This is a genomic window from Acetobacter pomorum, assembly GCF_002738225.1.
Taxonomy (GTDB): Bacteria; Pseudomonadota; Alphaproteobacteria; order Acetobacterales; family Acetobacteraceae; genus Acetobacter; species Acetobacter pomorum.
Genome location: NZ_PEBQ01000063.1, coordinates 1 through 25,472 on the forward strand (window position 1 = coordinate 1; position 25,472 = coordinate 25,472).

22 protein-coding genes and 1 tRNA gene are annotated in these 25,472 nt (G+C 49.8%); 17 read left to right on the top strand and 6 right to left on the bottom strand.

The genetic code is table 11. The annotated features are described in order from the left end of the window. Positions 1–100: 100 nt before the first annotated feature. The 7 genes from CSR02_RS04170 (at position 101) to trpS (ending at position 6,346) form a co-directional block, all read left to right on the top strand. A complete protein-coding gene (locus CSR02_RS04170) occupies positions 101–838 on the top strand; it encodes a TlyA family RNA methyltransferase (RefSeq protein ID WP_099540672.1) in 738 nt (245 codons plus the stop codon). Positions 839–973: 135 nt separating this feature from the next. Next, positions 974–1,555 carry a hypothetical protein gene (locus CSR02_RS04175; RefSeq protein ID WP_099540673.1) on the top strand — a complete coding sequence of 194 codons (582 nt, stop codon included), beginning with the start codon at positions 974–976 and terminating at the stop codon, positions 1,553–1,555. A gap of 118 nt (positions 1,556–1,673) precedes the next feature. Continuing rightward, complete coding sequence (gene rlmN, locus CSR02_RS04180) at positions 1,674–2,900, top strand: 23S rRNA (adenine(2503)-C(2))-methyltransferase RlmN (RefSeq protein ID WP_099540674.1); 1,227 nt, start codon at positions 1,674–1,676, stop codon at positions 2,898–2,900. A gap of 109 nt (positions 2,901–3,009) precedes the next feature. Further along, the gene (locus CSR02_RS04185; protein ID WP_042787373.1) at positions 3,010–4,251 is read left to right on the top strand and encodes an argininosuccinate synthase; all 1,242 of its coding nucleotides are present in this window, start codon (positions 3,010–3,012) and stop codon (positions 4,249–4,251) included. Positions 4,252–4,294: 43 nt separating this feature from the next. Continuing rightward, complete coding sequence (locus CSR02_RS04190) at positions 4,295–4,792, top strand: FKBP-type peptidyl-prolyl cis-trans isomerase (protein ID WP_042787374.1); 498 nt, start codon at positions 4,295–4,297, stop codon at positions 4,790–4,792. Between the two features lie 61 nt (positions 4,793–4,853). Further along, on the top strand, positions 4,854–5,318 hold the full coding sequence (locus CSR02_RS04195; RefSeq protein WP_099540675.1) for a c-type cytochrome: 465 nt from the start codon (positions 4,854–4,856) through the stop codon (positions 5,316–5,318). Between the two features lie 32 nt (positions 5,319–5,350). Next, a complete protein-coding gene (gene trpS / locus CSR02_RS04200) occupies positions 5,351–6,346 on the top strand; it encodes a tryptophan--tRNA ligase (protein WP_099540676.1) in 996 nt (331 codons plus the stop codon). 18 nt (positions 6,347–6,364) lie between these two features. Here trpS and CSR02_RS04205 read toward each other — a convergent pair whose 3' ends face one another. After that, on the bottom strand, positions 6,365–7,069 hold the full coding sequence (locus tag CSR02_RS04205) for a YoaK family protein (protein WP_244176770.1): 705 nt from the start codon (positions 7,067–7,069) through the stop codon (positions 6,365–6,367). Positions 7,070–7,226: 157 nt separating this feature from the next. Between CSR02_RS04205 and CSR02_RS04210 the strand changes: the two genes are divergently transcribed. After that, a tRNA-Val gene (locus CSR02_RS04210) sits at positions 7,227–7,301 on the top strand. A 271-nt stretch (positions 7,302–7,572) separates the two neighbouring features. Here the strand turns inward: CSR02_RS04210 and CSR02_RS04215 are convergent. Further along, positions 7,573–8,292: a response regulator transcription factor gene (locus CSR02_RS04215; protein WP_042787379.1), complete on the bottom strand. Its 720-nt coding sequence runs from the start codon at positions 8,290–8,292 to the stop codon at positions 7,573–7,575. Positions 8,293–8,441: 149 nt separating this feature from the next. Here CSR02_RS04215 and CSR02_RS04220 point away from each other — a divergent pair, with 149 nt between their 5' ends. Next, a complete protein-coding gene (locus tag CSR02_RS04220; protein WP_183172672.1) occupies positions 8,442–8,957 on the top strand; it encodes a L,D-transpeptidase family protein in 516 nt (171 codons plus the stop codon). Here the strand turns inward: CSR02_RS04220 and CSR02_RS04225 are convergent. The 3 genes from CSR02_RS04225 to guaB all read right to left on the bottom strand — a co-directional run bounded on the left by CSR02_RS04225 (position 8,954) and on the right by guaB (position 13,670). After that, positions 8,954–10,774: a cation:proton antiporter gene (locus CSR02_RS04225; RefSeq protein ID WP_099540678.1), complete on the bottom strand. Its 1,821-nt coding sequence runs from the start codon at positions 10,772–10,774 to the stop codon at positions 8,954–8,956. The genes CSR02_RS04220 and CSR02_RS04225 overlap by 4 nt on opposite strands. 94 nt (positions 10,775–10,868) lie before the next feature. Next, positions 10,869–12,182 carry an RsmB/NOP family class I SAM-dependent RNA methyltransferase gene (locus tag CSR02_RS04230; protein ID WP_099540679.1) on the bottom strand — a complete coding sequence of 438 codons (1,314 nt, stop codon included), beginning with the start codon at positions 12,180–12,182 and terminating at the stop codon, positions 10,869–10,871. A 9-nt stretch (positions 12,183–12,191) separates the two neighbouring features. Further along, positions 12,192–13,670: an IMP dehydrogenase gene (guaB, locus tag CSR02_RS04235; RefSeq protein ID WP_042787382.1), complete on the bottom strand. Its 1,479-nt coding sequence runs from the start codon at positions 13,668–13,670 to the stop codon at positions 12,192–12,194. Between the two features lie 212 nt (positions 13,671–13,882). On the opposite strand from guaB, the gene CSR02_RS04240 reads away from it, so the two are divergent. The 5 genes from CSR02_RS04240 to CSR02_RS04260 are packed head-to-tail and all read left to right on the top strand — an operon-like array spanning position 13,883 to position 19,590. Further along, complete coding sequence (locus tag CSR02_RS04240) at positions 13,883–15,544, top strand: ABC transporter substrate-binding protein (protein ID WP_099540680.1); 1,662 nt, start codon at positions 13,883–13,885, stop codon at positions 15,542–15,544. Next, the gene (locus CSR02_RS04245; RefSeq protein WP_099540681.1) at positions 15,541–16,560 is read left to right on the top strand and encodes an ABC transporter permease; all 1,020 of its coding nucleotides are present in this window, start codon (positions 15,541–15,543) and stop codon (positions 16,558–16,560) included. The genes CSR02_RS04240 and CSR02_RS04245 overlap by 4 nt, the downstream gene beginning before the upstream one ends. A 12-nt stretch (positions 16,561–16,572) precedes the next feature. Continuing rightward, complete coding sequence (locus CSR02_RS04250) at positions 16,573–17,547, top strand: ABC transporter permease (protein ID WP_099540682.1); 975 nt, start codon at positions 16,573–16,575, stop codon at positions 17,545–17,547. Between the two features lies 1 nt (position 17,548). Next, a complete protein-coding gene (locus CSR02_RS04255; protein WP_099540683.1) occupies positions 17,549–18,580 on the top strand; it encodes an ABC transporter ATP-binding protein in 1,032 nt (343 codons plus the stop codon). Beyond that, positions 18,577–19,590 carry an ABC transporter ATP-binding protein gene (locus CSR02_RS04260; RefSeq protein ID WP_099540684.1) on the top strand — a complete coding sequence of 338 codons (1,014 nt, stop codon included), beginning with the start codon at positions 18,577–18,579 and terminating at the stop codon, positions 19,588–19,590. Before CSR02_RS04255 ends, CSR02_RS04260 begins: the two co-directional genes overlap by 4 nt. Here CSR02_RS04260 and CSR02_RS04265 read toward each other — a convergent pair. Next, the gene (locus CSR02_RS04265; protein WP_099540685.1) at positions 19,555–20,646 is read right to left on the bottom strand and encodes an NAD(P)H-dependent flavin oxidoreductase; all 1,092 of its coding nucleotides are present in this window, start codon (positions 20,644–20,646) and stop codon (positions 19,555–19,557) included. The two genes, CSR02_RS04260 and CSR02_RS04265, sit on opposite strands and share 36 nt — an antisense overlap. A gap of 144 nt (positions 20,647–20,790) precedes the next feature. Between CSR02_RS04265 and CSR02_RS04270 the strand changes: the two genes are divergently transcribed. The 3 genes from CSR02_RS04270 to CSR02_RS04280 all read left to right on the top strand — a co-directional run bounded on the left by CSR02_RS04270 (position 20,791) and on the right by CSR02_RS04280 (position 25,375). Then, positions 20,791–21,561 (top strand): acid phosphatase, encoded by a 771-nt coding sequence (locus CSR02_RS04270; RefSeq protein ID WP_042787453.1) that lies wholly within the window; start codon positions 20,791–20,793, stop codon positions 21,559–21,561. A gap of 147 nt (positions 21,562–21,708) precedes the next feature. Further along, the gene (locus tag CSR02_RS04275) at positions 21,709–22,845 is read left to right on the top strand and encodes a purine nucleoside permease (RefSeq protein WP_099540686.1); all 1,137 of its coding nucleotides are present in this window, start codon (positions 21,709–21,711) and stop codon (positions 22,843–22,845) included. A gap of 31 nt (positions 22,846–22,876) precedes the next feature. Continuing rightward, entirely contained in the window at positions 22,877–25,375 is a 2,499-nt protein-coding gene (locus CSR02_RS04280; protein ID WP_099540687.1) for a phosphocholine-specific phospholipase C, read from the top strand. The last annotated feature ends 97 nt before the right edge of the window (positions 25,376–25,472 follow it).

A 25,472-nucleotide genomic window follows, 5' to 3' on the forward strand; every position in this document is an offset into this window, starting at 1 on the left:
CGCCCAATACGCCGAGGCCGGACTCTCCGCACCACACATCGTCGGAACCGCTCTAAGCGCGCTGGGCATCGATATTACCAAGCAAATGGCCTGATCTATTATGGCACGCCGTCGCGTTGACCAGCTTCTTGTAGATAAAGGGCTGGTTGAAAGCCGCACCAAAGCTCAGGCCCTTATTATGGCGGGGCTTGTGTTTTCTGGTGAAAAACGCATTGCCAAGGCTGGGGATCAGGTTCGGGAAGACGCACCCTTGCAAGTGCGTGGTCAGGAACATCCATGGGTTTCTCGCGGCGGTTGCAAGCTGGCACATGCCATTGAATATTTTGGCCTTTCACCAGAAGGACGTATTTGTCTGGATGTTGGCGCTTCAACTGGTGGGTTTACAGATGTGCTACTTACCCATGGGGCCAAGCATGTGTATGCGGTAGATGTTGGGCATGGGCAACTCGCCTGGAAATTACGGTCCGACCCACGTGTCACGGTGCTGGAAAAGTGCAACGCCCGTTATCTGGATAATGCAATTATTCCAGAAGTGCCTTCCGTTGTTGTGTGTGATGCCAGCTTTATAGGCCTGCGCACTGTGTTGCCCGCAGCGCTGGCACTTACTACGGAAGATGCGTGGGCTATTGCGTTGATCAAACCTCAGTTTGAAGCCGGGCGTGACCAAATAGGCGCCAAAGGTGTTGTGCGTGATCCTGCCGTGCATGACGCCGTTTGCGAAACCATTTTTTCTTGGTGGAACACCTTGCCTAGCTGGAAAGTACTGGGGATTGAACCCAGCCCCATTACCGGGCCAGAAGGGAATAAAGAGTTTCTCATCGCAGCGCGACGTATTTAGATCCCCTAAATTATAACACTAAATTAAATTTTCAGGTTTCCCTGCCTTTTTTGCATGGCAGCATGTCAATTTTTTTGCCACATTTCTTTGTGATCCTTCTTCACGTTATCACTAGAAAATAATGGCAAGCATCTTATGCGCAAAATTGCAGGTCTGTTTGGCGTCGCCTGCCTTGCATTTACAAGCGGTCAGGTATTGGCTGCTCCTGTTTTTCATTCTGCATCCCATAACTCCACACCTGCGCAAACCATGCAGACGACAGAGGTGAGCAATACACTTTTACGCGGATATGAGCAGGATGGCCTGATCCTGCATGACGATGTAAACGCTGGCACATTAACCATTCAGGCTGACCCGGCAACGCTACAGGCGCATGGTTCCAACACAAACAATCGCTATCGGTTGGCCATGAAAGATGTTCTGTCTGCCGCAGCTACATATGCATATCTGTATTTTGGCCAAAACCCAGACGCGCAGGAAGTTACAGTTTCTGCCAACATTCAAACAGATGGTTTTACACCAGCCAGCACAAGTTCGGCAGATACAGCAGAACCTGCCATGACCTTGGAAATTGGCCGTCCAGCTTTTCCCATTTCTGCAGATACCAAGCCGGATTCCTACTCTGCACAAACCATTGGTATGATTTTGGACGGCATAGACGCTTCTAAAATCACCATTGCGCCATGGTTGCGTTCTGCCCTGAAAGAAAGCAACTAATAAAGAACTCCACCCCATAACGAACATTAAAGCGCATAGACAAAAGAGGCTGGTATCTATCAGCCTCTTTTTTTGTTATACTTATGCCCCTTTCCTTTTTATGTAGCAGCAATCCACAATGTCTTCGTGCACGCATACCTCCACACTTGCTGGCGCTAACAGCTCAGCCCTTACCGATCTGAATGCGGAGGAACGTTCGCGCATTTTGGCCAAGGCTGCACTTTTCAGCCCGCCATCTGCCACTCTGCCTGATGGGCGGCGTGATCTTGTTGGGCTTTCTCGCGATGAGCTTACAGATATTCTGACAGAAATTGGTGAAAAGCCTTTCCGCACCAAGCAACTGTGGCACTGGATTTATCATCAGGGTGTGACTGATTTTGCGCGCATGAGCACAATTGCCAAGCCGCTTCAGCAAAAACTGGCCGAACGGTTTATTATTAGCCGACCAGAAGCTGCAACTGTCCAGACTTCATCGGATGAAACACGCAAGTTTCTATTCCGTTTTCGTGATGGGCAGGAAGCCGAAACTGTTTACATTCCCGATCGAAGAGAAGACCGCGGTGCCGTATGCATCTCTTCCCAAGTAGGGTGCACCCTGTCCTGCACCTTCTGCCATACCGGTACACAAAAGCTGGTGCGTAATCTCGGCGCGGCTGAAATTGTTGGTCAATTCATGGCTGCACGAGATTCTTATGGAGAATGGCCTAGCCCTAAAGGTGAAACCCCGCGCCTTCTCTCAACTATCGTGCTGATGGGTATGGGAGAGCCGCTTTACAATTATGAAAACATCGCCAAGGCCATGAAAATCATCATGGATGGCGAAGGTATTGGGCTTTCTCGCCGCCGCATTACACTTTCTACTTCAGGCGTGGTGCCTCTCATGGATCGGTGTGGGGATGAACTGGGTATCAACCTTGCAGTTTCCCTGCACGCAGTTCGGAATGACCTGCGTGATGAAATTGTCCCATTGAACAGAAAATATCCCATTGAAGACGTTTTGGCCGCCTGTCGTCGCTACCCGGCTGCCAGCAACGCTCGGCGCATTACGTTTGAATACATCATGCTCCGTGGGGTGAATGATAGCGAAGCCGACGCGCGTGAGCTGGTGCGCCTGATTGCCGGCATTCCGGCAAAGGTAAACCTCATCCCATTCAATCCATGGCCCGGAAGCGCTTATAAGCCCTCCACGCGTGAACAGCAGAACAAGTTTGCTGACATTATTATGAATGCAGGATTTGCGTCCCCCATTCGTACACCGCGTGGTCGGGATATTCTGGCAGCCTGTGGGCAATTGAAAACGGCAAGTGAACGTGCACGCGCCAGTGCAGACACACTTTCTGAATAATTTTTCCGCATAAACAGCCCTTACAGGGTTATGCACTCTGGTGACGCGCCTCCTGCAGTGATAGGAGGAAAGCAACCGTTACAGATTTATATATCAGGAGATCTGCTTCATGGGCCCGACTTCCGCCCGGAAAGACGTTAAAAAGGTTGTGCTGGCTTATTCTGGCGGCTTGGATACCTCTGTTATCCTCCGCTGGCTTCAGAAAACCTATGGTTGCGAGGTTGTTACCTTTACGGCTGATCTGGGCCAGGGGGAAGAACTGGAACCCGCCCGCAAAAAAGCGGAAATGTTTGGCGTAAAGGAAATCTTTGTTGAAGACCTGCGCGAAACATTTGTGAAAGACTTTGTCTTTCCCATGTTCCGGGCCAACACTCTGTACGAAGGCCAGTACCTTCTGGGCACGTCCATTGCACGCCCTCTGATTGCGCAGCGCCAGATTGAAATTGCAGAAGCTGTTGGCGCAGATGCCGTGGCACATGGCGCAACCGGCAAAGGGAATGATCAGGTTCGGTTTGAGTTGGCATATTATGCACTCAAGCCAGATATCACTGTGATTGCACCTTGGCGGGAATGGGATCTGACATCCCGCACACGTCTGCTGACTTTTGCAGAAGAAAACCAGATCCCGATTGCCAAAGACAAGCGTGGTGAAGCGCCTTTCTCTGTAGATGCCAACCTGCTCCATTCTTCTTCCGAAGGGAAAGTGCTGGAAGATCCTGCTATTCCCCCAGAAGAAATGGTTTTTCAGCGCACCATCTCCCCAGAAGCCGCGCCAGACAAGCCAACAGAAATCACCATTGATTTTGTAAGTGGTGACCCGGTTGCCATTAACGGCGTTGCCATGTCTCCCGCTACGTTGCTGACACGGCTGAATGAACTGGGCAAAGCCAATGGTATTGGCCGCCTGGATATGGTGGAAAACCGTTTTGTTGGCATGAAATCCCGCGGGATTTACGAAACACCCGGCGGCACCATTCTGCTGACGGCGCATCGGAGCATGGAATCCATCACACTGGATCGCGAAGCCATGCATCTTAAAGATAGCCTGATGCCACGCTATGCTTCCATTCTGTATAATGGTCTCTGGTTCTCCCCCGAACGGCGCATGCTTCAAGCTCTTATTGATGCTTCCCAGCATTCAGTTACGGGGCGTGTGCGTCTTAAACTTTACAAGGGCAATGTTATCTGTGTGGGACGTGAAAGCCCGAACAGCCTGTATGATGCCAGAGTTGTCACGTTTGAAGATGATGAAGGTGCTTACAACCAGCAGGATGCCCAAGGCTTTATCAAGCTGAATGCACTGCGGCTGCGCTTGGGCGCGCAGATCGGACGTAAAGGTGGTGCCCTTTAAGGCACCCTTTTCCACCATCCATCAGAAGGTGTTCAAGAAGATCATGATCCGTCGCTTTTCTCTTATTCCCTGCATGCTTGCGGCCAGCTTGGCCGTATCTCTTACGGCCTGTGGTTCTCACAAGGAAGAACAGGAACTCACGCCTGCTCAGCAGATGGAAAAGCTGCGCTCTGCACCTGGCGTAAAAGTTCTGAAGGATGGCTTGGCCTATAAAGTTCTGGAATCCGGCCCGAAGGATGGTGAGCAGCCGCGCCCCGGTGATGGCATGATGCTTATTTATGAGGGGCGTCTGCCAGATGGTTCCATCTTTGATAGTTCAGATCAGCATGGCAGTGGTGCCTATATGCAGATGCCACTTGCAGGCCTGATTCAGGGCTGGATGGAAGCTCTGCCCTTAATGCATGTGGGTGACACCTGGATGCTTTATGTTCCACCAGAACTTGGTTATGGGCATAAATCCATGGGTATTATCCCATCTGACAGCCCGCTCATTTTCCGCATCCAGCTTTTGGGTGTGGAACATGCGCATAATTCGCCCTGATCTAAACTCTTAATATTGCGGGGCTTCAGGTTTAAAAGCCCCGCTTGGGTTTTTGCTACCCATGCTTTCTTCACGCTTTGCGTTTCGTCTTGCTTGTTGTGGCATGCTGTTTTTTATGGCGGCATGTTCACCTAAAAGCGGTTCTAGCCTTTACGGTACAAACTGCGGTATCTGCCATCATGGTGGAGATGGCATGCCGGGGTCAGTTCCCCCACTTGTAAACCGTATTGACCGTATTGCTAGCACGCCAGAAGGGCGGAAATATCTGGCCGATGTGCTGATGAATGGCGTAAGTGGCCCCATAAAAGCTAATGGCACAGCTTATAGTGCAGAGATGCCGCCATTCCGCTACCTTAAAGATGAAGAAGTTGCGGCTATTCTTTCTTGGCTTTCGCAGCGTGGAAACATAAAACCAGCTCCATCAATAAGCGCGACAGAAATTGCAACCGCGCGGGCTGATCGTAAATCAGCAGGTAAAGTTGCAACCGAGCGGGAAGAACTGGACCGCACGCAGCCACTTCCGTAATCTGTCTCATAACATGTGGTGATACTCTTCTTATGCAGCGTATTTTTTCTGGTATTCAGCCTTCTGGCGTACCCCAACTTGGCAATTACCTTGGAGCAATCCGAAACTGGGTTAATTTGCAAGCAGACTATGAATGCATTTTCTGCCTTGTGGACATGCACGCCATTACCGTGTGGCAAGACCCGGAAAAACTACGTGAGCATACTCTAACCCAAACGGCTATTTTGCTTGCTGCGGGTATTGATGCAGACAAGCACATTCTTTTCAATCAATCTGCAGTTTCTGCTCATGCACGCTTAGGGTGGATTTTTAATTGTGTTTCACGCCTCGGTTGGCTGAACCGCATGACGCAATTTAAGGACAAAGCTGGAAAAGACCGAGAAAATCATTCAGCTGGCCTGTACGTTTACCCCAATCTTATGGCTGCTGATATTTTGGCTTACAAAGCCACACACGTTCCTGTTGGTGAAGACCAGAAACAACACTTGGAACTTACCAATGATATCGCTCAAAAATTCAACCATGATTACAAGGTGGATTTTTTTCCGCAGGTAAAATCACTTATTCCACCTACTGCCGCACGTATCATGAGCTTGCGCGATGGCACAAAAAAAATGTCCAAATCTGATCCATCGGCACAAAGCCGTATTGAATTGACAGACGATGCAGATGCGATTGCTTTAAAAATCCGGCGTGCAAAAACAGATCCCAATCCTTTACCTGAAAATGCATCAGACTTGGTTGATCGCCCGGAAGCAAAAAATCTTGTTTCTATTTATGCTGCATTGGCAGACATATCAGCTGATGAAGTATTAAAAAAACATGCTGGCCAAGGATTTGGCCCCTTTAAAGCTGCACTGACAGAAATTGTGGTCAACGCTATTGCTCCTATCGGGCAAGAAACCACTCGCCTCCTACAAGATGAGGCTTATCTACTAGAAACCTTACGCAAAGGTGCGCATCGGGCACAAACTATTGCTGAGCCAATTGTTTCCGAAGCTGAAAAATTGGTTGGGTTTCTAAAATAGCGAAACGGCACAACTGAGCTATTTTGTATTCTTGTTGTTTACAGGCACACGGGCATTTTCAATAATGCCCGGTGTAGCTAATGCAATTAAAATAGCTGAGATTATAAATAGAATATATTTTTGAAAATAAATATAACCCCCTCCTCCTAAAATTCCTCCAACAATAAAACAAAATACAATTTGCGCATGTAACCACAAACGCTTTTTAATAATATTCAAATGTGCAGCATCAACTTTATGATAAAAAGATTCAATCCAATCAGCTATTTCAATTCCTAGGTCTGTCAGCATTCCAGTTACATGGGTGGTACGCACAACAGAGCCAGAAATACGTGTTACAGTTGCATTTTGCAGGCCCATAACAAAACTCAAAACAAATGTAGCAACCCGATCTCGCTCTGGATTATGAGAAACACATATAAAATTCACACCTAAAGCAACAAGAATTACTGCTTCCAAAACCAGGCTAAAGGCATATACAGCCCCCCATCCTTTACGCCGCCCCATATTAACTAAAAGAGTGCAAACAATAGCCCCCAGCACAAAACTTATAATAAGCGCCAAAGATAAAAAGGCTGTTCCAAAATCCAGACTATCTACTTTTAAGGCGATACTAGAGGCATTGCCTGTCATATTGGCGCAATAATATCCAAGCTGCATGAAACCAAGCACATTTACAGCTCCTGCCACTATAGCAAGAGAACTGCCTAACTGCCGGTTCATCTGAAAACTGCGCTGACTTTTCTCTCTCAAAAGCATAAAAAGAATTTCTCTGCTTTAAGGACGCAAAGCAATGCCATTATCCTGATTTTTTTACACTTTTTGCGTGAGAAGCCTCTTGTCAAATCCTCTATGAAGAGATATTAAGCTCTCACAAACCGGGTGCGTAGCTCAGCGGTAGAGCATCGCCTTCACACGGCGGGGGTCACAGGTTCAATCCCTGTCGCACCCACCACGGTTTTTCCTAGTTCTCTGCGGGTTTTGGCGTATTTCTAGGATAAATTCTTGTTCAAAAAAGAATTATTTTTATCTCTATTAAAATAAGTAAATTACCTTAACACTTGTGCACAATGAGTACGCAAATATTTCTCTTTATCTTCACTTCGCCCACACAATATTCCAAGAAAAAACCCTTCAAAAATGAAGGGTTTTTCAATAGGTCGCATTTACATTAATGCCCGAAGATTAAACCTTAACGCACTGCTTTACCTTCAGTCAGCCAGCACTCAAACAGTTCCAGCCACTTCTGGTTCCGGGTTAAGGCGATAACCTCCACCTTCCGTTACCAGCAAAGAGGCATGAGCAGGATCGGGCTCAATCTTTTGGCGAAGACGGTAAATATGCGTTTCCAGCGTATGCGTGGTTACTGCAGCATTGTATCCCCATACCTCATTCAGCAAAACCTGCCGGGGCACAGGGCGCGTTCCTGCGCGGTAAAGAAACTTCAGAATAGCTGTTTCTTTTTCCGTCAGTCTAATACGGCGGTTCTTGGCTGGCTCCTGCAAGAGCTTGGCAGAAGGACGGAATGTATATGGCCCAATAGAAAATACAGCATCTTCACTGTTTTCAAACAGTCTTAGCTGTGCACGTAATCTGGCCAGAAGCTCTGCAATGCGGAAAGGCTTGGCAACGTAGTCATTGGCGCCAGCATCAAGTCCTTTTACAATATCAGACTCATCATCAGAACCTGTCAGCATGATAACAGGCATACGCAGGCCATCTTTGCGTAATTCTGCACAAAAATCACGCCCATCTCCATCTGGAAGAGTTACGTCCAGCAATATGGCATCACACCGTGCATCCGGTTCCTTCAGCTTCTGACGAGCCTCGGCCAACGTTGCCGCCTCCAGAACCTGAAATTCCCCATCCAACTGCAACTGCTCTGCCAGTGTTCTGCGAATGACCTGATCGTCATCTACAACCAAAATTGGGCGCGCACCCGTCATGGAACATTGTCTCCTTATGTCAGCCTTCTGGCTCGGCTGCCTTGACCTGCTTCGTATATCAATCACACAACGAATCGTATCAAAACCTATTTCAAGGCATGATACGTCAACCTCACGCGAAAGCTATAAAAGCAGGAGTAAGATTATTTATGATGATACACGTATGGCCAACAGTAAACAGCAATATGGATGCACAACTGCATTGCAGACACAAAAGCATGAGCGCCATTATTGGCAAGAAAGGCGTAACAAGCCATAAACATGAAGGTGACTTGGCAACACCCTTAGGCACTTTCCTCTTACGGCAGGTATTTTACCGCGCTGACCGGATTATAAAACCACAATCGGTTCTACCCGTTATTCCGCTAAGTAAACAGGACGGCTGGTGTGATGATCCCTCATCCCCCCATTATAACCAGCAAGTTGGGCTGCCTTTCCCTTTCCGCCATGAAGCCTTGTGGCGTGAAGATTCTGTTTATGATCTGATTGTTGTCATTGGCTATAATGATAACCCTGCAATAGCTGGCAAAGGGTCTGCCATTTTTATGCACCTACAACGCCCGAACAAAACACCAACCGAGGGATGTGTAGCGCTGACTGAGCCTGATCTACGCTTTGTTTTGGCGGCAGGTGCAACAGAAATCACCATCCATCCGCCCCGTTAAACCATAGGTTTGGCTATTTGCTCTGGCGCAACCAAACCTATCGCCACGTATCCCGGTGTTAATGAGGGCTGGGGCTCATCTTCTGCTGAAACAATGGTGATGGCAGCCCCTTTCTGTAGCACCAAAAACAGCAGAAAATGGTGATTTTCATGCAGAAGGTAATCCTGATTGCCTTCTGTAACTTCCACAGAAACAAAATGCCATCCCTGGCTTACCAGCGCCTCCAGCACCGTAAAATTCCATGCTGGTTGCCCAAGAACCTTTCCGCGCGCTTCACGGCTGAAACCCCGGTATTGATCCAGCCGTGCAATACCGGGACTGACCTGATAAACCCGCTGCCGACCAAAGTGCGGTGCAAGATGTGCACACACCAATCCATTATAAATAGCATCTGGTGTCGCTGAAATCAGATAATCGGCGGGACGTTCTTCCAGGTTTTCCGTGCCCTCTTCCGATAAAACCTCCGCACATAAAATAGGCACGCCCTTACGTTCAGCAGGTTGTAAATCGGCTAGGGAACTATCCACCAACAAAACAGGCGTCCCCACGGCATGGACCGCCGTGGCCAATTGGGTGGACCACTCATTAGCCCCCACAATGGCCAATGCTGGTTGGTTAGAAAGCGTAAGATGCAAGCGCCGCCCAAGTGGAATAAGAGAAAAACCATGCAAAATCATGGTGGAGGCAATAACAGCAAAAACAGCAGGCATAACCTGAGAAGCCCCGGGAAATCCCGCATCCTGCAAACGTAACCCAGCGGCACCGGCTACCGCAGCGGCTACAATACCACGCGGCGCAATCCACCCCATAAACAGCCGTTCTGCTCGACTCAGACTGGAACCAATGGTTGCCAGCCAGATCCCCAAAGGCCGCACAACAAACAGCACCGCCAGAGTTAAAGCACCAATAGACCAAGACAGACCCGCAAGTTCAGCGCGCGTAAGGTCTGCCGTCAGCATGATAAACAGGATGGAAACAATCAGCACCACCAGCGCTTCTTTCATCCGCTGGATTTCCGCCATGCCGGGAATACGCAGGTTGACCAGTGCCATTCCAAATACAGTGGAAGCAATCAACCCCGCACCATCCATGGTTAAGGTGCCAATAACATACAAGATCAGCGCAAGGCTGAGCAGTATCGGCATCTTCAGGATTTCAGGCATCAAATCCCGTATGCACAGCCAACGTACGCACCATGCCGCACCAATGCCCAGCGCTATCATCAAAGTGGCGCTCATCAGCATATGCGGAATGATGGAAACAAAAAACGTGCCGGATCCCTCGCCCGGCTGCATCAGCAGCACTTCCAGCACAAGTGTGGCCAGAATAGCGCCCACGGGGTCATTCAGAATAGCTTCCCAGCGCAAAAAGGCCGCTATACGTGGTTTAAGCTTGGCGTGGCGCAGCAAGGGCAACACAACAGTTGGCCCTGTAACCACAATAATGGCACCAAATAAAAAGGCAGGACCCCACCCCATGCGCCCAACATAATGGGCTGCAATACTTCCTAAAATCAGGTTGATCGGCAAAGCCACCAGTGTCAGGCGCAAAACACCTTCACCGGCTTCTTTCAACTGGCGAAAATCAAGCGCAAGGCCGCCTTCAAACACAATAATTGCCACCGCCAGAGAGACCATCTGGTGGAAAGCGCTCCCGGCAACTTCTGAAGGATGCATGATCTGCAACCCTGGGCCCAAAAGCAGACCCAGAGAAAAAAGCAGAACAATGGCAGGTAACCTAAAGCGCCAAGCCACCCATTGTGCCAGCATACCGCCGCCAAGCACGAGAAAAACAAAAAGAATTACGCTTTCGGTCATGCTGGGCCATTATTTTATTGGTCTGTTGGACCTGATGAATCAGACATCAGTATTATGCGTAAGACCAATAAAATGAACAGTTAAAAATATTTTCCTATTCTATACCTGCTTCAGGCTCTGGCACAGCACGCTCCATTACGGCGGCAAAAAAGCCGTCTGTTCCATCTCGCAGGGGTGTTAAACTGATGGAGCTTTCTTTCCGCAATGCCTGCGGCATCTCCGGGCTATCTGAAGGCACCAGCTTGAAATCTGGGTGACGTGCCAAAAATTTCTTAACCTGATCCATATTTTCTGCACGCAGCAAAGAACAGGTAGCATACACCATACGCCCTCCGGGACGCACAAGTGCGGCAGCCCGGTCCATAATGGCCGCCTGCTTTTCAAGCAGTTCTGTCAGATCTTGCTCAGTGGTACGAAAACGCGCATCCGGGTTCCGCCGCCATGTACCCGTGCCGCTACATGGCGCATCCACCAATACCCGATCAAATGATCCAGCCCGCCGTTTGGCCCATTTATCCCCCGGCACCAGCAGGTGCCTTTCCACATTATGCACACCAGCGCGCCGCAAGCGTTTTACTGCCCCTTCCAACCGCGGTGCAGAAACATCGCATGCAACAATATGGCCTTTGTTTTCCATCATCATGGCCATGGCAAGTGTTTTACCACCAGCGCCAGCGCAATAATCCAGCACACGCATCTGGGGTTTAACACCACTTATGGCCGCAACAAGCTGGCTACCTTCGTCCTGAATTTCCACCAACCCATCACGAAATGCCACGCTGGTTGTAACGGGCAGACGCGCAGGCAGGCGTAACCCCCAAGGTGAAAGTGGTGTCGGCTCGGCATGCAGGCCTTCACATGCCAAACTGCGCTGTGCTTCCTTTCGGGGGCCACGCAGAATATTCACCCGCAAATCCAGCGGTGCTGGGGTAGACATCGCTGCAAGTTCTTCTTCCAGCTTATCACCAAATGTTGCTACCAGCTGGGGTAACAGCCAATCTGGAAGCTCCAGGCGTACAGCCCGTGGCATTTCCGGGTTATCCAGAGTTTTGCCTGCAAGCGGTGTAAGGGCCGCAAGCTCCCCACGCGTTAATGCACCTGCAGCAAAGCGCCCCTGCTCAAACATTTCCTCCACTTCGGCTAGAGAGAAACCATCAAACAGCAGGCGCGCTCCAGCCCGGAGCCGGGCAGATGCCACCTGCCCTTTTTGCTCCAACCACCAGCCAAGCCGACGCCACCCACGCATAACATCCCATACAAGGGTGGAAATAGCGCGACGGTCTCCACCCCCCATATAACGCCGCTCTCTAAAAAAGCTATTGGCAACAGCATCGGCGGGTTTGCGCGGGGCGGCCTCCATTGCTGCAAGCAGATCAATGGCGGCGGCAAGCCTGGCTGAAGGAGTCATCTGTTATTATCAATCCCGACGATAATTAGGGGCTTCACGCGTGATGGACACATCATGCACATGGCTTTCACGCAGGCCCGCACCGGTAATACGGCGGAACTGAGCACCTTCCTGCAGATCCTTCAATACGTGGGAACCCGTATAGCCCATACCGGCCTTAAGACCACCCACCAGCTGATGAATAACCGCTGCCATGCTGCCTTTATACGGCACGCGCCCTTCAATACCTTCTGGCACCAGCTTGAGCGCATCCTTGACTTCCTGCTGGAAATACCGGTCAGCTGAACCACGCGCCATGGCGCCAAGACTACCCATACCGCGGTAGGATTTATAGGAACGCCCCTGATACAGGAACACCTCACCCGGTGCTTCCTCCGTGCCAGCCAGCAGTGAACCCACCATGACAACATCGGCACCGGCACCAATGGCCTTTACGATGTCACCCGATGTGCGAATACCGCCATCTGCAATGCAGGGAATACCTTTTTCCTTACATGCCAGAGAGGTTTCAAGAACGGCAGAGAACTGAGGCACGCCTACACCCGCCACAATACGTGTGGTGCAAATAGAACCCGGGCCAATGCCGATTTTCACACAATCTGCCCCTGCTTCAATGAGGGCATGTGCAGCTTCTGGCGTTGCAACGTTACCGGCCACAATCTGCACATTGGCATCAAAGGCTTTCAAGCGTTCAACTGCGCCCAGAACACCAGCGGAATGACCATGCGCTGTATCCACCACCAGCACGTCCACGCCAGCTTCAATCAGCATTTTGGCGCGGTTAAAGCCATCTTCGCCCACACCTGTTGCGGCTGCACAACGCAGGCGGCCCAAGCTATCTTTGATAGCCAGCGGATGGGCAACAGCCTTGTCCATATCCTTAACGGTAATGATACCTACGCAGCGGTCTGCATCATCAACCACCAGCAGTTTTTCAATGCGGTGCTTGTGCAGCAACTGGCGGGCCGTATCTGCATCCACACCATTTTTAACCGTGATCAACCGATCCTTGGTCATCAGTTCGGAAACAGGCTGGTTAGGATCCACTGCAAAACGGGCATCACGGTTGGTCAGAATACCCACTAGCTTCTGCGTGCCGGGTTCCACCACAGGCAGGCCACTAATGCCGTGGCGATGCATGATATCACGCACTTCTGCCAGCGTCTGATCCGGGCCAACCGTAACCGGATTCACGACCATACCGGATTCAAAACGCTTAACGCGACGAACCTGCTCGGCCTGTTCTTCCGGTTTCAGATTTTTATGGATAACGCCCAGGCCACCCTGTTGGGCCATGGCAATTGCCATCTGGTCTTCCGTAACCGTATCCATAGCGGCGGAAACCAGCGGAATATTCAGTTCAATAGAGCGTGTGAGATGCGTGCGAACGGTTGTCTGGCTGGGCACAACGTCAGATGCAGCCGGCACAACCAGCACATCGTCAAACGCCAGAGCTTCCGTAACACGGCTATAGGGGGAAGAGGTCATGCTGCGGGCACCCTTGCTGAAATACAAAAAGGCAGGTTACCCTGAAGCATACGCTACGCCGCAGGTCACCCGACCATTGGCGCTCCCTCTTATGATGATGCACGCATAAAGGCAAGTGTTACACGCACCTTCTCTGTCTTTTTTTAATGTGAGCGTAAAAAGCTGGGCCTGAAAGTTTGAAAGACGCCCCCAGAAAGGCCATAACCCGGTTGATGAAACGCGTTCTTCCTTTTCTGTGGGGCTTGATGTTACCCCCTATCACTGCACATGCGGCAGAAACGCCACAAATGGGAGGCACGCTACGCATTCTGGCTTCCAGCGCGGCAGGAACACTTGACCCGCAGATATCCTATATCAGCCTGACCAAATTTCTGGAAACACCTGTTTATGATGCTCTTTTAACCTACCCAAAATTTGCTGGAGCGGGCGCTCACCCTGTTATTGCCAATCTGGCCGAAAATGTTCCCCAACCAGAAGATAATGGACTGACGTACAGGCTTACCCTGCGCAAGGGCATTCATTTTTCCAACGGCCAGCTTTTAACCGTGGCAGATGTTGCGGCTTCCTTCCGGCGTATTTTTGCCGCTGGCAGCCCCACTGCCGGGCCATATTATAGCGCAATCAAGGGCGCTGGCGCCTGCCTGAAAGACCCTATCCACTGCACCTTATCTGAAGGTATTGAAACCAACCCGGCCACAAACACCATTACATTTCACTTAACCCACCCTGACCCGGAATTTCCAGAACATCTGGCATGGATGCACGCCTCTATTCTGCCTGCCAGCACACCACTTCATGATATGGGTAACACAGCCCCTCCGGGCACGGGGCCTTATCAAATTACGGATTATAACCCCACCACCCATATGCATTTTGAACGTAATCCGTATTTTCATGAATGGTCGCACAATGCCCAACCAGCGGGCTCTCCAGATCATATAGACGTCACATTCGGGCTGGAGCCAGAATCTGCTGTAACGGCCATAGAAAACGGTCAGGCTGATCTGATGTATGAAAATGTGCCCCTAGATCGTTTAGGTGAGGTTGGCAGCAAATATGCCGATCAGGTGCATATTTTTACCCCTTTGCTTTACTATTATGCGACGCTGAACGTAAACGAGCCCCCCTTTACATCCCTTAAAGTGCGGCAGGCGCTCAATTACGCTGTAAACAGACACGCCATGGTGATTTATGATGGCGGGAGTGCTGTGGCGTCCCCGCAATGCCAGCTTTTGCCAGAAGGTACGCCGGGGTATGAACGTTTTTGCGCCTATACGGCAGGAGCCACGCCACAAAATCCTGCGCCCCAATGGGTTAAGCCTGATATGGAAAAAGCCCGTCAGCTCGTGCAGGAAAGTGGTACACAAGGCATGCGGGTTACCATTGTAACCCCTTCTGGCGGCAAATCAGACAATACAGCGCTAGACCTGCGCAGCATATTGGAAAGCCTAGGTTATAAAGCCTCTGTTCACAGTATCAGTCCGGCTATTCACTTCAATTTTGTGCAAAATTCAGACAATCATGTCCAAATTTCCATTAGCGGATGGAATGCAGATTACCCCTCTGCCACCAGCTTTCTGGATACATTATTTGCATGTTCCAATTTCCATCCCCATTCCGATAATTCACCCAATATGTCCGGATTTTGTGATCCACATATTGATGACATGATGCACCATGCCGCCCAGCTTGCCCAAACAGACCGCACTGCCAGCAATGCGGCATGGGCACAGGTTGACAGGGCTCTTATGGCGCAAGCCCCTGCCGTGCCTTTGGTGCAAACAAAAAGGGTTGTGCTGGTCTCAAAACGCACGCGTAATGTCATCATTACGCTTAATGATGAAATCCTGCTTTCTCAGCTACAGGTTCCATGACTCATTCTACCTCCGCCTCTGCGCAGGATACCAGACCACCCGGCCCGTGGCGGATGGCGTTGCGATCTTTGCGCCGTAATCGCTCTGCAGTGTTTTCCTTGGGTGTTTTGGTGTTTCTGGCTATTGCCAGCCTACTAGCGCCCTATTACGCACGCTACGTTGCCCATACAGACCCATTTGTTTCCAATGTTGCGGGTTCTATCATGCTGAATGGGCAGGAAGTGGATATCATGCAGCCCAATGATAATCTCCTACACCTTGGCCTGAGCCCCATTGGCCCTACATGGCACGGAAGCTACTTGTTAGGGGCAGACAGTCAGGGGCGCGATGTCGCTGCACGCCTGTTATATGGAGGACGGAATTCTTTGCTGATTTCGTTCTGTTCTGCGGCCCTGTGTCTTGTTCTGGCAGCCGTTGTCGGCATAGCAGCCGGCTTTTGCGGCGGAATTGTAGATATCATTCTTTCACGCATGATGGATATCATGTGGTCTGTGCCTGTGTATCTTTTTGCGATTTCCCTTTCTATTGTCACACTCAGTGACGGACTACATCTCGGCCCGTTTATTATTGAATCTGATAACCTGATTTTACCTATCTGCATTATCGCGCTGGTTTATGTGCCCTACGCAGCCCGCCCCATTCGAGGGCGTGTGATGGCATTGCGAGAAGCCGAGTTTGTAATGGCGGCCCGTTGCCTTGGCGTGCCACGCTGGCGCATTGTGCTCCAAGATATTCTCCCCAACGTTACTTCCACCCTTGTGGTGCTTGGTCCCCTTATTATGGCCATGTCCTTGCTGGCAGAAAGTGCTCTCTCGTTTCTATCCATTGGTGTGCAGGCTCCTGCGGCATCATGGGGCACACTTATTCAGGATGGCGAGGGATTGATCTATACACGCCCTATGGTTGCCATTGCGCCGGGCCTGGCCATTGTCGCTGTGGTGCTGGCCCTGAACATTCTGGGTGATGGCCTGCGGGATGCGCTGGATGTGCGTGATGCCAGCCACCGTGAACAATAGGAGGCCCAACAGATGCTGATGGCCGCCCTCCGCCGGTTGGGGCAAACAGTTTTTGTGCTGTTTGGCATTTCCGCACTGGTATTTGCCGTATTTTTTGCCACACCGGGGGCTGATCCTACAGCCCGTATTGCGGGCAAAAATGCATCCCCCCAAACCATGCAAAAAGTGCGGCAGGAATACGGGTTTGATCGGCCTTTACCCGTTCAGTATGCCATCATGATGAAAAAGCTGTTCATCACGCAGGATCTGGCCTCTTACGCAGATAGAGGAGAGCTGGTGGTGCCCGAAATTATACGCGCCGCCCCTGTTACCGTTTCTCTGGTATGTGGTGCAGCCGTTATCTGGGTTGTGGTTTCCATTGCCATGGGCACATTGGCGGCGGCGCTGAAAGGAACATGGATTGACCGCACGCTGATGATGCTTGGCCTGATCGGCATTTCCATACCTGTTTTCTGGCTTGGACAGGTTGCCAACCTGATTACGCAGAACCGCTACCATGACACCTGGCTTTTTTCCTGGGTGCCTGCTTTGGGTTATGTCCCATTTACGCAAAGCCCTTGGGGCTGGTTCAAAGCGCTGGTTATTCCGTGGGTTGTGTTGGCCGTTTTGTTTATTGGCGTATATAGCCGCGTATTGCGGGCAGACCTTGTTGCCCTCTCTGGAGAAGATTTTATACGCACAGCACGCGCTAAAGGGCTTTCTCCCTCCCGCATTCTTATTCGGCATGGGCTACGCACGGCTATGGTAACCTTCGTCTCTCTGTTCGGCATGGATTTTGCCCAGTTGGTCGGAGGGGGCGCTTTGCTGACAGAGGTGGTTTTTGGCCTGCCCGGTGTGGGGCGCCTCACCTATCAGGCACTTACCAATCTAGATTTACCTCTCATTATGGCGACCGTCATGTATTCTGCAGTGTTTGTTGTGCTGGCAAATGCGGCTGTTGATATGATCTACCTTCTGCTTGACCCCAGAGTGCGCGATGCCCGCTAACATGCCCCCTTCTGCCCTGCTGGATGTACGCAACTTACGGGTAAGTTTTCCGGCCCGTGGGCAAATGATCCCTATTGTGGATGGCGTTTCCTTCACTTTAAACCATCAGGACATACTTGGATTGGTTGGTGAATCCGGTTCGGGCAAATCTGTTACAGCTTTGGCACTTATGGGGCTGATTGATGCCCCCGGTGTGCAGGTTACTGGCTCTGTTTGCTTTCGGGACCAAGAATTGGTTGGGATGCCACAAAAAAAACTGCGGCACTTGCGTGGCAAGGAAATTGCCATGATCTTTCAGGACCCAATGACGGCCTTTACGCCCGTTTATACAATTGGCTGGCAGATTGATGAGCAAATACGTGCGCATGAACGTGTTTCTCGCCAACAGGCCCGCGCTCGCACTGTAAAGCTGTTGGGCGATATGGGTGTGCCAGACCCGGAACGTACAGCCAACCGGTATCCGCACCAACTTTCTGGCGGTTTGCGCCAACGCGCCATGATTGCCATGGCGCTTTCATGTAACCCATCCCTCCTTATTGCAGATGAGCCCACCACGGCTTTAGATGTTACCGTGCAGGCGCAGATACTGGAACTAATACGTAGCCTGCGCGATACACACCATTCATCCATTTTACTTATCACGCACGATATGGGCGTAGTGGCAGAAACCTGTGATAACACCATGGTACTCTATTCCGGCCGGGTGGCAGAATATGGGCCAACCTCTGCCTTGTTTGCCTCCCCTTCCCACCCATACACGGCAGGGCTTCTGGCTTCCATTCCACCGTTAGATGGACCCCGGCCATTGCGCTTGCCGGCTATTGCGGGCGCTCCTCCGCTTCCACAAAATCGTCCGGCAGGATGCGCTTTTTCACCACGCTGCCCATATGCCCATACTGCCTGCACAACGGCATTACCGCCCTATATTGCAACTGGGCCAGACCATTTTGCGGCCTGTGTTCTGCCGCAGGAAGGCACGCCCTTACCTACCCGCATACGTAATGAGCTTGTGCAGGAAAGTCCTCAGCCATGAAAACGTCTGGGAAGTCTGCTCCTATTCTAGATGTGTGTGATCTGTACAAAACTTATCGCTTACCACGCAGACAGGAGCTCAAGGCCGTTGATGGTGTTTCCTTTTCCGTCATGCCGGGAGAAGTCCTTGGGATTGTAGGTGAATCCGGGTGCGGAAAATCCACTCTTGGGCGGTGTCTGCTCAAACTCACGCCGGCTACCAGCGGACAGGTTTTGTTTGAAGGTCGGGATATAACCCATTTGCCTGAGCGCACCCTGCGGCCCTTGCGCCAGCGTATGCAAATGGTTTTTCAGGATTCCTACGCCAGCTTGAACCCACGCCGAAGGATAGGAGATTTGTTGGCTGAACCCCTGAAGGTTCACCCTGATGCACAAGGCCACAAACGCTCCTCTGCGGCTATTGCAACACGTTTGCAGGAATTGATGGAACTGGTCAGCCTGCCCACTACGGCACTGGCACGGTATCCTCACGAATTTTCTGGTGGCCAACGCCAGCGCATTAACATTGCCCGTGCGATTGCCCTTTCCCCGCAACTGATTGTTGCGGATGAACCTGTTTCCGCGCTGGATGTTTCTGTGCAGGCTCAGATCATCAATCTGTTTGCTGATTTACAAAAACAGCTTGGTCTTACCTACATATTTATTGCGCATGATCTGGCAGTTGTGCGCCAGATATCAAACCGGGTTGCTGTAATGTACTTGGGCCGCATTGTTGAAATAGGTGATGCAGATGCCGTGTTGCATACACCTGCTCACCCTTATACCGCAGCCCTTACTGCGGCCATCCCCCGGCCTGTTACTGGGTTAGCACGCCCAGTGCCTTTACAGGGGGATGTTCCCAGCCCCATTAACCGCCCAAGTGGTTGCCGCTTTCATACACGTTGCCCTTACATGCAAACACGTTGCCAAGAAGAAGATCCGATTTTGCACCCCATTGACGACAGCGGGCATGAAGTTGCCTGCCACTTTCCATTATCACCCGTTGCGTCCGCAACGCATTGCAACGGATAAGGCCGCATTTACTTTTTTTATTGTTGTGTGCATCTCATCTTGTAGGGTCATTGCCAGCTCTTTGAAAGAAATATCCCGTATCAACCGCAATCCCTGCCCCGCCCAAAGTGACATATTCTCTACATCTCCATCTTGCGTAGCTTTTTTGCGCAATGCCTGTGTTAATGCGTTTTGAACAGGATAAGGCAATGGTTGGCGACCACCATATTCAGCAATAAACTGATTGTATATTCCCCGTGCCAAGCGGCCGGAAAAAACATTGGTAAGAATTGTGCTTTCAGCCGGCAAATGTTGGGCCAGTGCTGTTTTATATGCTGGCGTTAAGGCGGCATCTGCACTCCCCAGAAAAGCCGTACCCATTTGCACAGCTTCTGCGCCTAAGCTGATAGCTGCAACTATGCCGGCGCCATCCATAATACCACCCGCAGCAATAACTGGTATTGGCACATCACGCACGATTTCACGCACAAGAGGAAGCAGCCCGACACCATTTTTACCATCCGAAAGAAAACTGCCCCTGTGCCCTCCAGCCTCAATTCCTTGGGCACATACGCCATCAGCGCCAACTTCTACCCATGCCTGTGCTTCTGCAGTGGTAGTTGCAGTGCCATATACAAAAATACCTTGCGCATGAAGGCTGGAAACCTGTTCTCGCGTAAGAATACCAAATGTAAAACTTGCTACTGGCGGTTTGCCATGAAGCAGAACTTCAAATTGCTCATGAAACGATGGCGCATATTGAGCTGGCAAAACAAAATCCAGTTCTAATTTCTCGTAAATATGGCGCAGGAACAGTGTTTCCTGCGGCTCTAAATGATAATTTGGAAGATGATCAACTATAAAAAGGTTCACATTAAAAGCAGATGCCGTTGCAGATCTAATCTGGCACAAAGATGTTTCAATATCTGCAGGAGACATCATGCCCGCACCAAGAGACCCTAAAAAACCTGCCTGACTTGCTGCAATAACCACCTCCGCACTACTTATTCCAGCCATTGGCGCCTGAATAACCGGCACAGCAAGCCCAAACTGCTCAACAAGTGTATCGTCGGTCATGTAGTGGATCTTTCTATTTTTCAAAACATGATGCTGTCTTTACAAAACTATCATTCACTATCTTCATGCAATCGTCACAGTTCTAAATGCAAAATGCAGGTAACTTATGCATCAGTATGACGATTGATGTGGGAACAGATGACTATGCGTTTTCGTAACGCCTTTTTTTGCGCGGCAAGTCTTACGTTGATAAGCACTTTTTGGGGTTCCGCCGCACAAGCACAACAGTTTACATTGCCAGACGGACGCGCATTTTTACCTCCACCCCCGCAAGCCGAAGAACCCGCACAACAGGCCGATTTACGCGCATTTGAAAAGACACGCGGACTGAAAGACAAAGCGCGTTGGAAACTGGCCCAAAATGATGCCAACCTCAATCCATCTCATATCATAAAAGACTTCTCATGCGCTGCCGGGTTTACGCTAGACCCCGCAAAACTGCCCGCAATGGTCAATCTACTCACATCATTGGCGCAACCTGTTGAGCAAGACGTCTCAAACGAAAAAGACTTCTGGAAACGGCGCCGGCCTTTTGTTGGAACAGATAAAGATATCTGCACAGAACATTCGGATGGGCTGGATAACAGCTATGCCTATCCATCTGGCCATACAACGTGGGGCTGGCTTACAGCTTCCATTCTCTCCAGTGTCCTGCCTGATCGTGCCACACAGATCATGCAGCGTGGCCGCATATTTGGTGAAAGCCGTATTGTATGCGGTGTACATTGGAAAAGTGACGTACAGGCAGGTTACATGAACGGCAGCGCCATGTTTGCAGCTCTTCAGGAACAGCCCAAATTTACGCAGCAAATGACTAAAATCCGCCAAGAAATTCAGGCCCTACGTAATGACAATGTAGCGCCAGATGCAAAGACATGCGCTGTAGAGCACGAGGCGGCACAATACGTTTTTTGAGCTTGTGCGTGATGACCGACATTTTATCCCCTTCCTTATTTCAGGAATATCTCTGGAAGCAAGATAACGACGCTGCACATTTTCTTTTGCCAAGTTGGGATCATATAAAAGGAATTCTCCGTTCCACCATCGAGTCAGCGCCTTAAAATGCAAAATTCTTTTTTTAATATCACCCGCTTAAAAAACATCTATATTCGCTCTGTATTATCTGCCGGGTTTGTATTTTCCCTGTTCTCGGCTTTTCTTGGCATAGTTTCTCCCACTTCGGCACAGGCAGAAAAGCAGAAAATCCCGGTCCGCGTCGTTGTTGTAACCACTTTTGAACTTGGTGAGGATAGCGGAGATACGCCAGGAGAGTTTCAGAACTGGGTAGAAAAACTGCCTCTTGATCAGGAGATTTCGGCTCCTGCCACCAATCATGGCATCATGCGCTATAATGCACGCCTTCAGGTTTTAGGCGTTGTGGCAGGAGAAGGCCCGGAACACATGGCCTCCGCCATGACCAGCCTTGTGCTTGACCCACGATTTGACCTTCGGAAAACCTATTTCATTCTGGCTGGCATTGGCGGAATAAACCCAAATTTTGGTTCTACCGGATCAGCCGTATGGGCACGATACGCTATTAATGGCGGCTTGGCACATATGATTGATGCACGAGAAATACCTAAAAACTGGAAAGATGCATTGGTGCCAATACAGGGTGCTGGCCCAAATATTCAGCCTGTGCCAGCCCTGCATTCTCAGTGGGGTGATATGGTCTATACGCTCAACCCAAATCTGGTTGCATGGGCGTGTCAGCTTACCTGTTCTCTCCGTTTAACAGATACGCCTGCTCTCCAGAATAATCGCCGCCAGTACAAAGGCTATCCGCAGGCTCAAATGCCGCCACGGGTTATGGTGGGTGATACTTTGGCATCTGAAACTTTCTGGGTTGGCAAACGGATGAATGCTTGGGCAGAACGTTGGGTGAAATATTGGACTGAAAACCAGGCGACTTTTGCAACAACTGCAGAAGAAGAAATTGGCATGCTTCAGGCACTTTCCCTACAAGCACGCGCGGGCCGGGTTGATATGAACCGTATTCTTGTTCTGCGGGCCGGCAGTAATTTTGATATGCCGCCACCCCACCAAACCGCAGCAAGTTTGCTTCAGGCTGAAACAGAGGAATCTGGCTTTTCCGGTTTCCTACCAGCGCTGGATGCCGCGTATCTGGCCGGCAGCACAGTTGCAAAAGAAATATCCACACACTGGGATCATTACGAAAATACTCTTCCGTCTCCTTAAGGAGCGCGTGAGTATCTGACAGGATAGAAACATGACGACACGTCGTAATTTTCTGAAATATGCGTTCCTTTCCGGTGCAGCTGGTTCGGCAGGCATGCTACCCTCTGCCATCAGCCGGGCATTTGCCATTTCTCCAGATGTTGGAACCACATATCAGGATGCAGAACACATTGTTATTCTGATGCAGGAAAATCGTTCGTTCGATCATCTCTATGGAACATTACAGGGTGTACGTGGATTTAATGATCCACGAGCCATAAAACAGGCCAATGGCAACCCAGTGTTTGTACAGTCCAGCACAGAAGGACAAACCTACGTACCTTGGCGCCTGAATATTCATGATACACGGATTACCTGGATGGGCTCCATTCCCCATTCCCGCGAAAGCCAGGTTGATGCATGGAATAATGGACATCATGACCGTTGGGTTGATGTTAAAAAATCCCATTACAAGAAATACGCACACTACCCCATGACCATGGGATATTATACGCGGGAGGACTTGCCTTTTTATTATGCCTTGGCTGATGCCTTTACGGTTTGTGACCAAAATTACTGCGGTGTGATGACCAGCACCAGCCCGAACCGTCTGGTATTTTGGACCGGCACAGTACGCGACAAGCAAAGCACTGATTCATCTGTTTACATGCGTAACCCGGAAATTCTTAAATCTGGCCTGACATGGACAACGTTTCCTGAAAGATTGGAACAGATTGGTGTTTCATGGAAAGTCTATCAGAATGAAATAGAACAGGCTGGCGGCCTGGACGAGAAAGAACGTGCGTGGCTTTCAAATTTCTCCTTGAATATTTTGGAGTGTTTTGAGAATTTCAACGTATCTGCTAACCCGCGATTTCATGAATGGGTTGATGAACGTATACAGGCATGCTCCAAACATATTGAAAAGCTACAAACAGAAGAAAGACTTGTTTCAGAAAAACGGGAAGAACAATTAGCAGAAGCCAATGCCCTATTGGCCGTTCTGAAACGCCGCCGCGATAATGCAACAAAAACGGTAGAACAACTTACACCAGAAGAACGCAATCTGTTTGAACGTGCATTTGTAACCAATAAAGCAGATAAAAATTACCGCACACTTGAAACGCTTACATTTTCAGATGGCTCCAATACACGCCACATGGAGGCCCCAAAAGGAGATATTCTTTACCAGTTCCGCACAGACGTGCGCGCAGGAAAGCTTCCTACCGTTTCATGGTTGGCGGCTCCGGAACACTTTTCTGATCATCCAACCTCGCCGTGGTATGGAGCATGGTTTGTATCAGAAGTAATGGATATTCTGACAGAAAATCCTGAAGTTTGGAAAAAAACCATTTTTATCATGACCTATGATGAAAATGATGGATACTTTGACCATTGCTGCTCTTTTACGGCACCAGACCCCAAACGTCCTGAAACCGGTAAATCCTCGCCCAGCATTGGGCCAGATGGGCTGGAATATACTTACGCCAAGGATGAAGCAGCTATGGGTGTGCCCTCCGCACAGGCACGTAGTGGCCCCATTGGTTTGGGCTTTCGTGTTCCCATGATCATTGCGTCACCATGGAGCCGTGGAGGCTGGGTAAACTCTCAACTTTTCGAACACAGCTCTACACTTCAGTTTTTAGAAAAATTTGTTGAAGCCAAATTTGGCAAAAAGATTACTGAAACAAATATTTCTCCATGGAGACGCGCCATAAGTGGAGATTTAACATCCTGCTTCCGGCCATATGATGGCACAGCGCCGCATCTGCCATTTATGGACAGAAACACACATCTGGAAGCTATTGAAGATGCACGTTACAGACCTATGCCCGGTGGTTTTAAATCTCTTGAAACAACAGAAATTGCACTCCTAAAAAACAATCCAGCGCAATTACAACATTATGTAAAACAGGAACCCGGCACGCGCCCTGCCTGTGCCCTACCCTATGAACTATATTGTGATGGTGGATTAAGTGCAGATGGGCAAACACTCTCTTTACGCTTACAGGCGGCCACGCAAATACACAAACAGAAGGCTTCAGGCGCGCCTTTTAATGTCTATATCCATAATGTCCAACAAGAAGACGGTATGCGCTCCAGCACCTACGCCGTAGCTGCCGGTGACAACATGACTGTAAATGTTGATAGCCAACTATCAGATAGCAATATTTACGATATTTCAGTCCATGCGCCCAATGGTTTCTATCGGAAGTTCACAGGCCGCCACCATGGCATAAAACTTCTGGCAGAATGCAAATATGTGCCTTCTAATAAAGACAGCATTCTTTTGAGCCTTAAAAATATGAATCACGAAATATTAGAAATTCACTGCTACGTGCCGGGGCAGTCATCCCCGCATATTTTACGTATTCCTGCTCATGGAAGTGTAAAACAGGCAATATCACTTGCTCACTCCAGCATGTGGTATGATTTGACATTAACAACACCTCAAGAACCTGAATTTTCTTACATTTTCGCTGGTCATATTGATAACGGGCACCCAAGTATTACAGACCCGGCAATGGGCAATGCAGGCACAAATTTATAAAAATTCATTATAAAAATTGAGGATATTCTATTTATGCCTATCTTTATAGAATTGGCTGAGTGGGATATCCTCTTTTATAAGGTTGGTTTTGCTCACT